This window comes from Curtobacterium sp. MCBD17_032 (assembly GCF_003234855.1).
Taxonomy (GTDB): Bacteria; Actinomycetota; Actinomycetes; order Actinomycetales; family Microbacteriaceae; genus Curtobacterium.
In genome coordinates this window covers 95,616-111,328 of sequence record NZ_QKTO01000001.1, presented here as the reverse complement: position 1 = coordinate 111,328, position 15,713 = coordinate 95,616, and the positions used below count along the sequence as shown (strand labels likewise).

Below are 15,713 nucleotides of genomic sequence, written 5' to 3'. Positions count from 1 at the left end.
TCTCCTCGGCGGTCGACTGACGGATCTTCAGTGCAGGGCGGTGAAGGACGCGTCGCGGACGAGCAGGGTCGTCGCGTCGCCGTCCACGGCCTGGTCGGGGTCGCTCGACAGCCCGAGGGTCCAGGTCCCGCCACCCGGACGCTCCGGCAGCGTGAACTCGACGGTCGTCTCCGAGGCGTTCAGCAGCACCGCGACCGTGTCGTCACCCTCGCTGAGGACGAGGATGACCGCGCGGTTGCCGCCGTCGGTCCAGTCGCCCTCCTCGAAGTCGTTGGCGTCGGCGCGGAGCACCTGCACGGTCGAGGGCGAGATGCCGGGCGCGGTGCGGTACCACTCGGGGCGGAGGGCGACGTGCTCCTTGCGGAACGCGATCGCGGCGGTGGTGAAGGCGAGCAGGTCCTGGTCCGCGGCGGCCCAGTCGAACCACGAGATCTCGTCGTCCTGGCAGTACGCGTTGTTGTTGCCGCCCTGCGAGCGGGCGATCTCGTCGCCGCCGAGGATCATCGGGATGCCCGCGGAGAGCAGCAGCGTGCCGAGGAAGTTCCGACGCTGCCGGTTGCGGTAGTCGTTGACGCTCTCGTCGTCGGTGGGGCCCTCGATGCCGCCGTTGAACGAGGTGTTGTTGCTCTCGCCGTCGTTGTTGTCCTCGCCGTTCGCCTCGTTGTACTTCTCGGCGTACATCGTGAGGTCGGCGAGCGTGAAGCCGTCGTGCGCGGTGACGAAGTCCACCGAGCAGAGCGGCGAGCGGCGCGACCCCTCGTAGACGTCCGGGCTGCCGAGGACGCGCTGGACGGCGTCGCCGAGCGTGCCCTCGTCACCGCGCCAGAAGCTGCGCAGGTCGTCGCGGTACTTCCCGTTCCACTCGGACCAGTCGGCCGGGAACCCGCCCACCTGGTAGCCGGCGGTGTCCCACGGCTCGGCGATCATCTTGACGTCGCGGAGCACCGGGTCCTGGTGGATGATGTCGAGGAACGCCGAGTGCTTCTCGGCCTCGCCGTCCTGACGGGTCAGCGTCGTGGCCAGGTCGAAGCGGAAGCCGTCCACGTGCATCTCCTCGACCCAGTAGCGGAGCGAGTCCGTGATGAGCCCGAGCGCTGTCGGGTGCGAGACGTTGAGGCTGTTGCCCGTGCCGGTGGTGTCGAAGTAGTTCGCCTCGTCGCCCTCGACCAGGCGGTAGTACGACTGGTTGTCGAGGCCCTTGAAGGACAGCGTCGGGCCCATGTGGTTGCCCTCGGCGGTGTGGTTGTAGACGACGTCCAGGATGACCTCGAGGCCTGCGGCGTGCAGGGCCTTCACCATCTCCTTGAACTCCGCGACCTGCTGGCCGGCGGTGCCGGAGGCGGCGTACTCGTTGTGCGGGGCGAAGAAGCCGATGCTGTTGTAGCCCCAGTAGTTCCGGAGGCCCTTGTCCTGCAGGGTGGAGTCCTGCACGAACTGGTGGATCGGCAGCAGCTCGACGGCGGTGACGCCGAGGTCGGTCAGGTGCTTGATCGCGGCCGGGTGCGCGAGGCCCGCGTACGTGCCGCGGATCTCCTCGGGCACGTCGGGGTGCTGCTTCGTGAAGCCCTTGACGTGCACCTCGTAGACGACCGTGTCCGCGAACGGGGTGTCGAGGCGGGTGTCGCCCTCCCAGTCGAACGAGCGGTCGGCCACGACGGAGCGGGGCATGGCGGCGGCGGAGTCGGACTCGTCGATCTGGTCCGGCTCGTCCATGTCGTGGCCGAACAGCTCCTGGCCCCAGGCGTAGTCGCCGTCGATCGCCGTGGCGTACGGGTCGAGGAGGAGCTTGGCCGGGTTGTGCCGCAGGCCGTTCGCCGGGTCCCAGGGGCCGTGCACGCGGAAGCCGTACTTCGTCCCGACGGTCACGTCCGGCACGACGTCGTGGAAGGTGTAGCCGGTGCGGTTCGTCAGCTCGGTCCGGTGCTCGGTGCCGTCGTCGTCGAAGCGGCAGAACTCGACGCGTTCGGCGGTGCTGGAGAAGACGGCGACGTTGGCGCCGCCCTCGACGAGGGTGACGCCGAGCGGGTTCCGTGTGGAAGAGGTCATGCTCCGTTCTACCGGTCGCCGACTGAGCCCGCCGCCGATCCACGTACCCCGGTCCCGGGCGCTCCGCCCCGGCCCGACGGGTCCGGTCGTCCGCCGGGCCGGTCGCACTCGCCGGACCGGCATGGGAAGATCAGATCGTGACCCAACTCCACCCGGTCCCGGGGAGCCCCGACGGGTTCCGTGCCGTCCGCCTCGAGGGCACGAGCGCGACCCGCCCCGCCGTCCTCGACGAGGCCTACGGCACCGGGGCCGGCATCGGGGACGAGCAGTCGGCATTCCGGTACACCGGTGCGGGGGACGCCGACCTCACGCTGAGCGGCTCCGCCGTCGAAGGTCCACGGTCCGGCACGATGGAGCCGCGCCCGACGCACATCCTGTTCTGGATCGGTGACGGCAGCGCGACGATCGCGGAGGAGGACGGCACCAGGTTCGTGGTCCGGCCGGGGCAGCCGTTCCTCCTCGCCGCCTCCGTCCGCTACCGCTTCGAGGCCGCGACGAGCCGTGTCTCGATGCTGCACCTGTCCGACCGGCTGCTCCGGGCGGCGCTCGCCGAGGACGGGACGCAGGTCGTCGGGCCGCTGCGCTTCCGTCGGACGACCGCGGACACGGACCTGGCCGGCCTCCGGACCGTGCTGCAGTCCCTCGGGCGGACGATCACCGACCCGGACGTGGCCGGCAGGCAGCGGGCGGAGCTGAACGCCCGGGTCGCCCGGGTCGTCATCGGGACGTTCCCGGTCGACGTGCCGGCGACGACGAGCAGCGAACGCCTGCGGGACGCCCTGACGTACATCCAGGAGAACGCGCACACCGTCGTCACGCTGGCGGACATCGCCGCGGCCGCCGGGATGAGTGCACGCGGACTCCAGCAGGCGTTCAACCGGTCGGTGGGCGTCTCCCCGCTCTCGCACCTGCGGAACGTCCGGCTCGACGCCGTGCACGAGGAACTCGTGCGGGCCGAGCCCACCACGGCATCGGTGGCCGAGGTCGCGCGGCGGTGGGGCTTCGCCCACCTGGGCCGGTTCTCCGGGGCGTACCGGGACCGGTTCGGGGAGCTGCCGAGTGCGTCCCTGCGCGCCGACCGCGGCGGCCACGCGGACACCGACGGGGTGGTCGGCGCCGGCTCCTGAACCGGTTGCACCCGAGGCCGCACGCGGTCCCGTCGACCGGTCACGGAGACGCCGCCCGGCGCCGGCCCGGTCAGGTCCGGTACGCGTCCACCGCCGCCCGCGCTGCCCGGACGACCTCGGCGTCGGTCTCGAAGTGCCCGGTCCCGGTGTCCCCGGCGCCCATCGGGACGCCTCCGTGCGCGGTGTCGGCGAGGCGCTTGGCGGACAGGTGCACGGCCGCCGCCCCCGTACCGAGCAGGACCGGGACGTCAGCGGGTGTGACCCCGGCGCCCGCCATCACCTGCACCTCCCCCGCGACGGCGACCATCCGCGTGATGGTGTCGGCTCCGACGAGTGCGGTGGCCGCGCCACCCGAGGTGAGGACCCGCGTGAACCCGAGGCCGCCGAGCCCGGCAGCTGCGGCGACGGGGTCGACCGTGTGGTCGATCGCCCGGTGCAGGGTGACCTCGGCGTCGGGCCGCTCCGAGCGGGCGGCGTCCGCGAACCGGGCGAGCACGTCGGTGTCGAGCGTCCGGTCCCGACGGAGCGCGCCGACGACGACCCCCGCGGCACCGGAGCGGAGGACGGCGACGAGCTCGCGGACCATGAGGTCGACCTCGACGGGGTCGTGCACGAAGCCGCCCGGGCGGCAGCGGACCAGGACGTGTACGGGCGGCCCGACCGCGACCGCGGCCTCCACGAGCCCCTGCGAGGGTGTCACGCCGCCGAGCTCGAGTGCGCTGCAGAGCTCGACCCGGTCGGCCCCACCGGCGCGTGCGGTCGCGGCGCCGGTCGGCGAGGTGACGGCGATCTCGAGCGCTCGTGGCGTGGCCGGTCCGGCAGCGGGGCGGTGGGCGCTCACGCGCGCACGCCGAGCGGTCGGTCGGACGCCGGGATGATCCGCGCCGTCAGGTCCGGCGGCTCCGGGAACGTCCGGTCGAAGGGGAACACCGGCCGTTCGATCCGGTGGTGGCCCAGGCGTTCCAGGTCCTGGTCGACGCCCCCGGGCGTGAGCGCGAGCATCCAGTCCGCGGCCATGTCGTACAGCTCGGGTTCGAGGTAGCCGATCTTCACGACGACCAGGTCGGCGCTCCGCGGGTCGAGGTCCAGGTCGGTGAAGTCGTGCTCGTGGTGGTACGGCTTCCGCAGCTCGGTGAGGACGGCGAACACGCTGCCGACCTGCAGCACGACCTCGGTGCGGGCGTCCCGGTCGCCGTGGTGCACCGCGTGCACCCGTCCGGTCATCGTGAGCGGGCCGGCGTGCAGGTCGTCGACCTCGGCGCCGGCGGTCACGGTGACGGTCGCCCCGACGCCGGCCTCGACGCAGGCGGCGACCGCGGCGGGGCCGGGGACGCTCGCGTACAGCACGACCGGGCCGTCGGCGCTCCGGAACTCCTCGCGGGCGAGCAGCTGCGTCAGCCCCCACGTCATGTCGCCCGAGCCGCCGGCGGTCGGGTTGTCGCCGGAGTCGGACACGAAGTACGGACGTGCGGCACCGGGGGCGAGGGCGGCGGCCAGGCACTCGTCGAACGTCCCGGTCGGTGCGACGAAGGCGAAGTCCTCCCGGGCGTCCCAGAACGCCCGGGCCAGGCGTTCGGCACCGGCGGCGACCGCGGCTTCGTCCCACCCGGTGACGACGGTGACGGCACGGTTCCGCGGCTGGTCCGCCCAGGCGTACCCGACCCAGATCGCTGCGTCGAGCACACCGTCGGTCGCCTCGACGTCGGCCACCTGTGCGTAGACGGACGCCGCGGGCTCGATGCGGGTGGAGGTCTTCTCGCCCGGCAGCAGGACCGGGACCGGGATCCACGCCTTCACCGGACGCCGTGCTCCGGCCGGGCGGGTGGTGAGCACGTCGACCAGGTTGCGGACCGCGCGCTCCTTCGTCTCGAGGGCGTCCTCGTGCGGGGCCATCCGGTAGCAGGTGATGAGGTCGCACTGGTGGGCGAGCTCCCGCGAGACGTTGCCGTGCAGGTCCATCGACGCCGAGACCACGACGTCCGGCCCGACGACGGCGCGGATGCGCTCGAGCAGTGTCGCCTCGGCGTCGTCGAGCCCCTCGACCACCATGGCGCCGTGGATGTCGAACCACAGGCCGTCGATCGCGGTCTCGGCGGCGATCGCGGACAGCCGGTCGGTGATCTCGGCGCTGAGCTCCTCGAAGGACTCGCGGAGGACCACGCCACCGGGCAGCGCGTGTCCGATCAGTGCACCGCGGAAGTCGGCGCGCTCGGACAGCGGCGCGAGGAAGTCGTAGCGCGCGACCACCTCGTCGCCGCGGTCCGGGTGGAAGGCGGCCGCCGGTGTGCGGGTCGGCGTGAACGTCGACGTCTCGATGGCCAGGCCGGCGATCGCGATGACCGGACGACGGTTGTCGGCGGTGGTTCCGGTGTCAGACACGGGTGCTCCTGTTCCTGGTGGTGCGCAGCGGGACGGGGGTGGACCGTTCCTCGAGCGATGCCGCCAGCCCGCGCTGCAGGGCGAACTGGCCGGCCCCGACGAGTCCGGCGTCGGCGCCGAGCGATGCGCGCTCGATGACGAGGTGCTGTGTGACGAGCGGGTGGCAGCTCTCGTACAGCTGGCTCCGCACGGCGGCGACGAAGGGGTCGAGGGTGGAGAGGATGCCGCCGAGGGAGACGGCGTCCGGGTTGAAGAAGTTCACGTTCGCGGCGAGGACCTCGCCGAGGTACCGGCCCGCGAGACGGACGGCACGGGTCGTCTCCGGGTGCGCCTCGGACGCCAGACGGACGACGTCCTGGGTGGTCCTGACGTCGACCCCGGCCTCGCGGAGGATCCGCACGAGCGCGGCGCCGGACGCCACCGTCTCGAGGCACCCGGTGTTGCCGCACGAGCACGGGGTGTCACCGGCGGCGTCGATCCGGACGTGGGTGATGTCCCCGGCGGCACCGGTCGAGCCGCGGTACAGGTGCCCGTCGATGACGATCCCGGCGCCGATCGCCGACCCGGCCTTGACCGTGATCGCCTGGCGACGGGTGACCGGCTGCACGGTCTGCTCGCCCGCCGCCATGCAGTTCGCGTCGTTGTCGATCGCGGCGGGCACCCCGAAGTGCTCGGTGAGCCACGCGGCGACGGGGAACCCGTTCCACCCCGGCATCCGGCTCGGCAGGTCGACGACGCCCGCCTCGACGTCGACGGGACCCGGGAGGCTCAACCCGACCCCGCGCAGACCGTCGCGTCCGCGCGCCGCCACCAGGTCGTCGAGGAGCGCCGCGAGCGCTGCCAGGCCGGCGGACGGACCGTCGGCGAGGGCGAACGGGACGGTCGAGACGGACTCGAGCGCGCCTCCCGGCAGGACGATGCCGATCCGGACGTGCCCGCCACCGACGTCCGCGGCGACCGCGTACTCGTCCGTCCCGCCGATCCGGAGGACCTTGCGGGGGCGGCCGCCCGTGGAGACGTCGGTGCCCTCCTCAGCGAGGATGCCGTGCCCGAGGAGCTGGCCGACCACGTGGGAGACGGTCGACGGGGCGGCGCCGAGCAGTTGCGCGATCTCGGTGCGACTCGACGCCTGGCCGCTGGCGATGAGTTCGAGGACGCGGGAGCTGAGGTCCGGCACGACTTTCTCCAATCCGCGGCGACGGACGCGCTGACCGCCCGACCTGCCCGAGCCTACGGGGCGGACGGGCCGCTCCACGCTTTCCGTCGATCCGCAGAAACACACTATTTACACGAGAACGTTTGTTTTTCCAACGACTTCGGCCATTGACTGTGCGGACCACGCCGACCCTCGCTCAAGGAGTCCACATGACCAAGCCCCGTCGCTGGGCCCTCTTCACCGGAGCCGCGCTCGCGGTGGGTGCACTGCTCGCCGGGTGTTCCGGGGGCGGTTCCGCCAACACCGGCACGACGTCCGACGAGATCGACTACGCGTTGCCGGCGAACTTCACGCCGAACTGGATCCTGCCGATCGGCACCGCGGCGCACCTCAACACGAACAACGGCTCGATCGCGCAGTCGCTGTACGAGCGCTTGATCGCCTACGACGGGTCCACGGGCAAGATCGCGTGGAACAAGGCCGGGTCCGTCGCGACCGATGCCGACTTCGCCGACGACGGCAAGAGCGTCACGATCACGCTGGGGGACCGGCACTGGTCCGACGGCGAGGCGATCACGAGCCGCGACGTCGAGTTCTGGTTCAACCTCATCAAGGCGAACGCGCAGGACTGGGGCTCCTACTCCGAGGGCAAGGCCCCGGACAACTGGAGCTCGTTCACGACGGTCGACGACACGCACTTCACCATCGCGTTCGACCAGGCGTACAACCAGGACTGGATGCTCGCAAACCAGCTGAGCTACATCATCCCGCTGCCGCAGCACGCCTGGGACAAGACGAGCGCCTCGGCCGAGGTTACCGACGCCGACCGCACCCCGGCCGGCGCCAAGCAGGTGTGGAAGTACCTCAACACCGCCGCCGGCAAGATCGCCGACTACGACTCCGACCCACTGTGGAAGACGATCTCCGGCCCGTACGGCTTGTCGTCCTTCACGACCGCGGGGAAGGTCCAGCTCACCGCGAACGGCAAGTACGACGGTGGCGAGAAGGCGTCCATCACGACGGTCAACCTGCTGCCGTTCACCACCGCCGACGCCGAGACGAACGCGCTGCGCTCCGGAGCGGTCGACTACGGCTACATCAACGCCACCGACCTCGACCAGAAGGACTCCTTCACGGCGAAGGGCTACGAGGTCGACCCGTGGACCGGTTGGGCGATCACGTACATGCCGTACAACTTCAACAACCCGGACATGGGCGCCGTCTTCAAGCAGCTGTACGCCCGCCAGGCCGTGCAGATGTCGATCGACCAGGAAGCGCTGTCGAAGGTCGTCTTCAACGGCACCGCCACCTCGACGTACGGTCCGATCCCGCAGGCACAGGAGTCGGACTACGTCTCCGACGTGCAGGAGGACAACCCGTACCCGTTCAGCACGAAGAAGGCCAAGGCCTTGCTCACCAGCCACGGGTGGACCGCGAAGGGCGGCACCATGGTGTGCACCGACGCCGGCAGCGGCGCGGACCAGTGCGGCGAGGGCGTGGCCGAGGGCACGGAGTTCACCATGCAGGTGCTGTCGCAGTCCGGCTCCACCGTCACCGACAACATGATGAGCGCCGTCCAGTCGTCGCTCGCGAAGACCGGCATCGGCTTCACGATCAAGACGGCCCCGGTGTCGAGCGTGCTGTCGCAGACCCCGACCTGCACGTCGGACGAGGCCAGCTGCGACTGGGACCTGTCGTTCTTCGGCACCGCGGGCAGCTGGTACTTCCCGGCCTACCCGACCGGTGAGTCCCTCTTCTCCACGAACGGCTCGGCGAACTTCGGCAGCTACTCGAACGCGGAGGTCGACGCGCTCATCGACGCGACGACGACGTCGACCGACTCGGCTGCCGTGCAGGACTACAGCGCCGCGGTCGCGAAGGACCTGCCGGTGATCTGGCTGCCGAGCCCGGACTACCAGGTCTCGGTCGTCAAGAAGGGGCTGACGGGCTTCGAGCAGGACTCGCTGGCCAACTTCCACCCCGCCCAGTGGAAGTGGAGCAAGTGAGCCGCTGACGCGGCCGCTCCGGGGAGGCTCGGTACGCGCCCGTCGCGCACCGAGCCTCCCGGGTCCTCACCCATCCACCTCGACGACGGAAGCCGCATGACCACTGCCCTCTCCCTCACCCGCCGCGTCCTCCAGGCGCTCGCGGTGGTCCTCATCGTCACGATCGTCGTGTTCTGCCTGCTGCACGCGCTGCCCGGCGGACCCGCCCGCGGCGTCCTCGGCGTCTCGGCCACCCCGGCCCAGATCGCCGCGTTCAACCAGGCGCAGGGACTCGACCAGCCCCTCCCCGTGCAGTACGTCCGCTTCCTCGGACGGTTGCTCACCGGGGACCTCGGCACCTCGTACACGCTCAACGAACCGGTGGCGCAGCTCATCCAGGAGCGCATCCCGAAGACCCTCGTGCTCACCGGGCTCTCGGCGGTGCTCGGGCTCGTCGTCGCCATCCCGGTCGGCATGTGGCAGGCAGCGCGTCGCAACGGCGCGATCGACTACGCCGCCACCGCACTCGCCTTCGTGTTCTACTCGACGCCCGCGTTCTTCCTCGGCCTCGTGCTCATCGTCGTGTTCAGCCAGCAGCTGCCGTGGCTGCCGTCCCAGGCGCCGAGCGGCACGACCCTCGCCGAGGTGTTCCGGCAGCCGGCCGGGCTCGTCCTGCCCGTGCTCACCGGCGCCCTCGCGATGATCGCGGTCTTCAGCCGGTACATGCGTGCCGCGACGCTGGAGAACCTGCAGGAGGACTACGTCCGCACCGCACGCGCCGGAGGGTCGTCGACGGCGACGATCCTCCGGCGCCACGTGTTCCGGAACTCGCTGACCCCCGTGGTCGCGATGCTCGGCTACTACCTGCCGGTGCTGTTCGGCGGCGCGCTCGTCACCGAACAGCTGTTCAACTACCCCGGCATGGGGCTGCTGTTCTGGAACGCCGCCCAGACCTCGGACTACCCGACCCTGCTCGGCTGCGTCCTCGTGATCTCCGTCGCGACCGTCATCGGCACGCTGCTCGCCGACGTCGCCCAGTCCCTCATCGACCCCCGTGTGAAGGCAGGCCGCGCATGACCACCGTCCAGCTCGCCCCCGAGACCCCCGGTGCCCCCGTCACGGTCGCCGCGACCGGCTTCCGGCTCGCCGCGCGGCGGTTCCGCCACAACACCCTCGCCGTGATCGGCCTGGTCGTGCTCGTCCTCATCGTGCTGTTCTGCTTCGTCGGGCCGTTCCTGTACCCGACCGACCAGACCCACACGATGCTCGAACAGGCGAACCAGCGCCCGGGCGGCGGCCACCTGCTCGGCACCGACGCCGTCGGGCACGACGTGCTCGGCCGGCTGATGTACGGGGGCGGGGTGTCGCTGCTCGTCGGCATCGCCGCGGGTCTCCTGGCGACGGTCGTCGGCACGCTCTGGGGCTCGGTCGCCGGGTACGTCGGCGGCTGGGTCGACGCGACGATGATGCGCGTGGTGGACGCCGGCATCGCGATCCCGGCCCTGTTCATCCTCCTCGTCATCTCGGCCATCACGACTCCCGGCGTGTGGGGGCTCGTCGTGATCCTCGGGCTCGTGTCCTGGCTCGTGCCCTCCCGGCTCATCCGTGCCGAGACGCTGACGCTGAAGAACCGCGACTTCGTGCTCACCCTCCGCGCGATCGGCGGCTCGCACGCCCGCGCGATCGGTCGGCACCTGCTGCCGAACTCGGTCTCGACGATCGTCGTGGCCGCGACCTTCCAGGTGGCGGACGCGATCCTCCTGGTCGCCTACGTCTCCTACCTGGGGCTCGGCGTGCAGCCGCCGGCCACGGACTGGGGCGGCATGCTCTCGGCGGGCCTCACCGCCGCCTACTCCGGTCGCTGGTGGCTCATCGTGCCGCCGGGACTCGCCGTGATCCTCGTCGTCTGCGCCCTGAACGCGGTCGGCGACGGACTCCGGGACGCATTCGACGTGAAGGGCCGCGGATGACCGCCACCGAACCGATCCTGGCCGTCGAGGACCTCGGCGTGCACTTCCGCACCGAGTCCGGTGACGTGCACGCCGTGCAGGGCGTGTCCCTGACCGTGGCACCCGGCGAGACCCTCGCGCTGGTCGGCGAGTCCGGCTCCGGCAAGTCCACCGTGGCGCTCGCAGCGATGGGGCTGCTCTCCGGCAACGCCGCCGTCACCGGCAGCGCGGTCGTCGACGGGCACCAGGTCGTCGGCGCGTCCGACACGGCGCTCCGCGGGGTGCGGGGGAAGACCGTCTCGATGGTGTTCCAGGAGCCCGCGACCGCACTCGACCCGCTCACCCGGGTGGGCGCACAGATCGCCGAGGTCGTCCGGAACCACCGGCAGGTCTCCGCGGGGGACGCCGCCCGCCAGGCCGTCGACCTGCTCCGCCGCGTCGGCATCCCGTCGCCGGAGGAGCGCGCGAAGGCCTTCCCGTTCCAGCTCTCCGGCGGGCAGCGGCAGCGCGTCGTCATCGCGATGGCGATCGCGAACGAGCCGGCGCTCCTCATCGCCGACGAGCCGACCACCGCGCTCGACGTCACGGTGCAGGCCGAGATCCTGGAACTGCTCCGGGCGCTCGCCGCCGACACCGGCACCGGCGTGCTCCTCGTCACGCACAACATGGGCGTCGTCGCCGACTTCGCCGACCGGGTCGCGGTGATGCTGCGCGGGCGGATCGTCGAGACCGGCGGCGTCGAGGACGTGCTCCTCCGCCCGCAGCACGAGTACACCGAGCGGCTGCTCGCCGCGGTGCCGCGGCTCGAGACGGCGGCGTCGGCGCAGGACGCCGCCGGGTCGTCGACACGCCGCCGAGAACCGCGGCGCGTGGAGGTCTCCGAGGCGTCTCGCGTGCCCGACGCGGCTGCAGCGTCGGACGGGAGGCCCGACCGCACCCCGGTGGTCGACCTGCGCGACGTGTCGGTCACCTTCGGCCGCGGCGCCCGCGCCGTGCACGCCCTCCGCGGCATCGACGTCGAGGTCCACGCGGGGGAGACCGTCGGTCTGGTCGGCGAGTCCGGCTCCGGCAAGTCCACGGCGGCCCGCGTCGCCCTCGGCCTCGTCCGACCCACCGCCGGCAGCGTCCGGCTGTTCGGCTCCGACCTCCGTCGCACCCGGGGCCGCGACCGCCGCGCGCTCCGGTCCGGCATCGGGGTCGTCCTGCAGGACCCGGTCGCTTCCCTCGACCCGCGCATGTCCGTCGCCGACTGCATCGCCGAACCGCTCGCCGTCCACCGTCGAGGGACGTCCTCAGCCGACCGCCGCCGCCGGGTGGACGAGGTGCTCGACGCCGTCCGGCTGCCGCGCTCCCTCGCGACACGGGCCCCGCGGGAGCTCTCCGGCGGGCAGCGTCAGCGGGTCAGCCTCGCCCGGGCGCTCGTGCTCGACCCACGGCTGCTCGTCGCCGACGAACCGACCAGTGCGCTCGACGTCAGCGTGCAGGAGGCCGTGCTCGAGGTCCTCACCGAGCTGCAGGGTGACCTCGGCTTCGCGTGCCTGTTCGTCTCGCACGACCTCGCCGTCGTGCAGCAGTTCGCCGAACGCGTCGTCGTGATGCGGGCCGGCGCCGTGGAGGAACAGGGGCCCACCACGTCGACGCTCCTGCACCCGACCACCGACTACACGCGACGGTTGCTCGCCGCGGTGCCCGTCCCCGACCCGGTGGTGCAACGGCAGCGCCGGGCCGAGCGCCTGGCCTCCCTCGCCGCGGTGGCACCGTGACCGGCGCGGTCCTCGCCGGCATCGACGTCGGCGGGACGAACACGAAGGTGCTCCTCGCCACCCCCGACCTCGAGGTCCTCGACCGCATCGACCTGCCGACCCCCGCGCACGACGGTGGGGACGCGGTCCTCGACGCGGCCGAGGCGGCGGTGCGGTCCCTGCTCGACCGGCACCGGGCCTCCTTGGCGGGTGTCGGGGTCGGGGCTGCCGGCGTCGTCGACCCGACCACGGGCACCGTGCTCGTCACCGGGAACTCGTTCACCGGGTGGGCGGGCTACGGCGTCACCGACGCCGTCGCCGCACGGCTCGGGGTCCCGGCGACCCTCGACAACGACGTGAACGCGTTCCTGCTCGGCGAGGTCGCCACGGGTGCGGTCGCCGGGGAGCCCGACGTCCTCGGCATGACGCTCGGGACCGGGGTGGGCGGGGCGCTCGTCCTGGGCGGGGTGCTGTTCGGCGGACCGCACGGTGCCGCGGGGGAGATCGGTCACGTCCCCGGCTTCGGTGACACCGTCTGCACCTGCGGGGCGCGCGGGCACCTCGAGACCGTCGCCGGTGCCCGGGGCATCGCCGACCGGTACGCCGAGCGCTCCGGTCGCCGGATCGGCACCCACGAGGTCGCCGCGGCGGCGCGCGCGGGCGACCGGGACGCGCAGGACGTGTTCGCGACCGCGGGGTGGGGCATCGCCCGGGCCGTGCTGCTCACCGCCGGCATCCTCGACGTGACGACCGTCGTCATCGGCGGCGGGGTCGCCCGGTCGTGGGACCTGCTCGAGCCGGCCGTCACGGCGGCGCTCGCGGCCGAGCCCCCGGTCAGCGGGGCGGCGATCCGGGTGGAGCAGTCGGTGCTCGGCGCTGACGCGGTGGCGCTCGGGGCAGCGGCGCAGGTGCGGCGGGTCGTGCTCGGGGGCTGACGCCTCAGCGCGGTGTCACGCCCGGACGGTGCGGGCTGAGCGCTCTCTGATCTCCACCCGCTGGTCTCCCGGCTCGGCCCGGTCGGTCGACTGGGAGCATGGCCGGATGACCGATGCGACGCTCGTGACGCCTGCCCGCCGTGAGCCCGCGCAGCGCGGCATCCTCGTCCGGACGTCCCACCCGCTCAGCGTGATCGCGATGGCGGTCGGCGCGGTGGTCCTCATCACGATCGTCGGCTTCCTGCTCGGGGACGTCGACCTCGGGCTCGCACGGGCGCTCAACGCGCTGCACGTCGGCGCGCTCGGGGCGTTCACAACCGCGGCCTACCACGTCATCAGCCCCGTGCCGGCGATCGGGATCACGATCGTGGTCACCGGCGTCGTCTGGCTCGTCCGACGGGACGTGCGACCGGCGGCGGCCTTCGCGGGGACGGTGGCGATCACCTGGGTGCCGTCCGACCTCGTCAAGGAGTTCGTGCAGCGGCCCCGCCCCGACACGTCCGCGCTCCCGCACCCCTTCGCGACACAGCCGGACCCCTCGTACCCGAGCGGGCACACCGTCTTCATCGTCGCGATCGTGATCGCGCTGACCTGGGTGCTCCGGGACACGCGGTGGCACGGGATCGCGGTCGTGCTCGGCGCGGTCGTCGTGATCGTGGTGGTGCTCTCGCTCACGATCGACGCCGTGCACTACCCGACGGACACGGTCGCCTCGGTCCTGTGGGCGCTCGCCGTCGCGCCGGCCGCGCGCCTGGTCTGGGTGGACTGGGCGATGTCGCGCATCCCGGTGCTGCGGCGGCCCGGGACCGAGGCCGAGGTCGGGCTCAGCCGACCGCGCGCCCGATGAGCTCGGCGACGGTCCGCTCGTCGTCCTGCGAGAACTCCGGCGTCACCGCGAACGACGTCGGCCAGAACGAGCCGTCGTCGAGCGCAGCCGGGTCCTGGAACCCGAGGGTCGCGTAGCGCGCCCCGAACTTCGTGGCGTCCTGGAAGAAGAACACCACCGTGCCGTCCTTCGCGTACGCCGGCATCCCGTACCAGAGCTTCGGTGCCAGGTCGGGCGCGACCTCGAGCGCGATCCGGTGGATCCGCTCCGCCAGCCCGCGGTCCGGCTCGGGCATCGCGGCGATCTTGTCGACCACGGCCTGCGCGGCGAGGGCGGCCTTCTCCGCCTTGGACGTGCCGCGCTTGCGGCTGGCCTTCACCTCGGCCGCGTGCTCCCGCATCGCGGCACGCTCCTCCTCGGTGAAGGTGCTGTCGGAGGTCTCGTCACGTGCTGCCATGGGAGGTCCCTTCGTCGGTGCGCATCACGGTAGCGCCGTGGCAGGCTCGGGTCCATGACCTACATCGCTGCCGACGACCGCTACGACTCGATGACGTACCGCCGAACCGGCCACTCCGGCCTCGACCTGCCGCTGCTGAGCCTCGGGTACTGGCACAACTTCGGCGACGACGTGCCCTTCGAGACGCAGCGCGCCGTCAGCCGCCGGGCGTTCGACCTCGGCATCACGCACCACGACCTCGCGAACAACTACGGCCCGCCATACGGTGCCGCCGAGGTGAACTTCGGCCGGCTCATGCGTGAGGACTTCGCCCCGTACCGGGACGAGATGGTGATCTCGACGAAGGCCGGTTGGGACATGTGGCCCGGCCCCTACGGCCAGGGCGGCGGTTCCCGCAAGTACGTGCTCGCCTCGCTCGACCAGTCGCTGCAGCGCACGGGCCTCGACTACGTCGACGTCTTCTACTCACACCGCCTCGATGCATCGACACCGCTCGAGGAGACCATGGGCGCCCTGCACACCGCCGTCCAGCAGGGCAAGGCGCTGTACGTCGGCATCTCGTCCTACGACGCCGACCGCACCCGCCAGGCCGTCGCGATCCTCCGCGACCTCGGCACGCCGCTCCTCATCCACCAGCCCTCGTACTCGATGCTGAACCGTTGGATCGAGACCGAGGGGCTGCTCGACGCCGCCGGTGAACTCGGCTTCGGCGTGATCGGGTTCACCGCGCTCGCCCAGGGGCTCCTGACCGGCAAGTACCTGAACGGTGTCCCGGACGGCAGCCGGGCCGCAGCGGGCAAGTCCCTCGACCCGTCGACGATCACCCCCGAGGTCGTCGAGCACCTGAACGCCCTCAACGCGGTCGCGGAGGCGCGCGGGCAGAGCATGGCGCAGCTCGCGCTCGCCTGGGCCCTCCGCGACGAGCGCGTGACCTCGCTCGTCATCGGTGCGTCGCGCGTCGAGCAGCTCGAGGACAACGTCGCGGCGCTCGCGAACACGACGTTCTCCGACGAGGAACTCCGCACGATCGACGAGCACACCGTCGGCATCGCCGACGTCGACCTGTGGGCGGGCGCCCGCGCCGGCGAGGTCTCCTAGCCGTTGCGGACCG

13 protein-coding genes are annotated in these 15,713 nt (G+C 72.2%); 8 read left to right on the top strand and 5 right to left on the bottom strand.

Translation table 11 applies throughout. From position 1 onward, the window contains the following. Window positions 1–27: 27 nt before the first annotated feature. On the bottom strand, window positions 28–2,046 hold the full coding sequence (gene glgX / locus DEI91_RS00510) for a glycogen debranching protein GlgX (protein ID WP_111050458.1): 2,019 nt from the start codon (window positions 2,044–2,046) through the stop codon (window positions 28–30). Between the two features lie 137 nt (window positions 2,047–2,183). Here glgX and DEI91_RS16410 point away from each other — a divergent pair, with 137 nt between their 5' ends. Beyond that, entirely contained in the window at window positions 2,184–3,173 is a 990-nt protein-coding gene (locus tag DEI91_RS16410) for an AraC family transcriptional regulator (RefSeq protein ID WP_220038000.1), read from the top strand. Between the two features lie 70 nt (window positions 3,174–3,243). Here DEI91_RS16410 and DEI91_RS00500 read toward each other — a convergent pair whose 3' ends face one another. The 3 genes from DEI91_RS00500 to DEI91_RS00490 are packed head-to-tail and all read right to left on the bottom strand — an operon-like array spanning window position 3,244 to window position 6,729. Beyond that, window positions 3,244–4,014: a copper homeostasis protein CutC gene (locus DEI91_RS00500; protein WP_111050457.1), complete on the bottom strand. Its 771-nt coding sequence runs from the start codon at window positions 4,012–4,014 to the stop codon at window positions 3,244–3,246. Further along, window positions 4,011–5,552, bottom strand: a complete 1,542-nt coding sequence (locus tag DEI91_RS00495; RefSeq protein ID WP_111050456.1) for a M81 family metallopeptidase — start codon at window positions 5,550–5,552, stop codon at window positions 4,011–4,013. The genes DEI91_RS00500 and DEI91_RS00495 overlap by 4 nt, the downstream gene beginning before the upstream one ends. Beyond that, window positions 5,545–6,729: an ROK family transcriptional regulator gene (locus DEI91_RS00490; protein WP_111050455.1), complete on the bottom strand. Its 1,185-nt coding sequence runs from the start codon at window positions 6,727–6,729 to the stop codon at window positions 5,545–5,547. The genes DEI91_RS00495 and DEI91_RS00490 overlap by 8 nt, the downstream gene beginning before the upstream one ends. Before the next feature lie 188 nt (window positions 6,730–6,917). Between DEI91_RS00490 and DEI91_RS00485 the strand changes: the two genes are divergently transcribed. The 6 genes from DEI91_RS00485 (at window position 6,918) to DEI91_RS00460 (ending at window position 14,166) form a co-directional block, all read left to right on the top strand. Then, window positions 6,918–8,714 (top strand): peptide ABC transporter substrate-binding protein, encoded by a 1,797-nt coding sequence (locus tag DEI91_RS00485; protein ID WP_111050454.1) that lies wholly within the window; start codon window positions 6,918–6,920, stop codon window positions 8,712–8,714. 96 nt (window positions 8,715–8,810) lie between these two features. Continuing rightward, the gene (locus DEI91_RS00480; RefSeq protein ID WP_111050453.1) at window positions 8,811–9,770 is read left to right on the top strand and encodes an ABC transporter permease; all 960 of its coding nucleotides are present in this window, start codon (window positions 8,811–8,813) and stop codon (window positions 9,768–9,770) included. Continuing rightward, a complete protein-coding gene (locus tag DEI91_RS00475) occupies window positions 9,767–10,663 on the top strand; it encodes an ABC transporter permease (RefSeq protein WP_111050452.1) in 897 nt (298 codons plus the stop codon). Before DEI91_RS00480 ends, DEI91_RS00475 begins: the two co-directional genes overlap by 4 nt. Then, window positions 10,660–12,405: an ABC transporter ATP-binding protein gene (locus DEI91_RS00470; protein WP_111050451.1), complete on the top strand. Its 1,746-nt coding sequence runs from the start codon at window positions 10,660–10,662 to the stop codon at window positions 12,403–12,405. The genes DEI91_RS00475 and DEI91_RS00470 overlap by 4 nt, the downstream gene beginning before the upstream one ends. Further along, complete coding sequence (locus tag DEI91_RS00465; protein ID WP_111050450.1) at window positions 12,402–13,319, top strand: ROK family protein; 918 nt, start codon at window positions 12,402–12,404, stop codon at window positions 13,317–13,319. Before DEI91_RS00470 ends, DEI91_RS00465 begins: the two co-directional genes overlap by 4 nt. Before the next feature lie 106 nt (window positions 13,320–13,425). Beyond that, window positions 13,426–14,166, top strand: coding sequence for a phosphatase PAP2 family protein (locus tag DEI91_RS00460; protein WP_111050449.1), 741 nt, complete (start codon window positions 13,426–13,428; stop codon window positions 14,164–14,166). Here the strand turns inward: DEI91_RS00460 and DEI91_RS00455 are convergent. Continuing rightward, the gene (locus DEI91_RS00455) at window positions 14,144–14,602 is read right to left on the bottom strand and encodes an iron chaperone (RefSeq protein WP_111050448.1); all 459 of its coding nucleotides are present in this window, start codon (window positions 14,600–14,602) and stop codon (window positions 14,144–14,146) included. The two genes, DEI91_RS00460 and DEI91_RS00455, sit on opposite strands and share 23 nt — an antisense overlap. Window positions 14,603–14,656: 54 nt before the next feature. Between DEI91_RS00455 and mgrA the strand changes: the two genes are divergently transcribed. Continuing rightward, on the top strand, window positions 14,657–15,700 hold the full coding sequence (gene mgrA / locus DEI91_RS00450; RefSeq protein ID WP_111050447.1) for an L-glyceraldehyde 3-phosphate reductase: 1,044 nt from the start codon (window positions 14,657–14,659) through the stop codon (window positions 15,698–15,700). Window positions 15,701–15,713 lie beyond the last annotated feature (13 nt).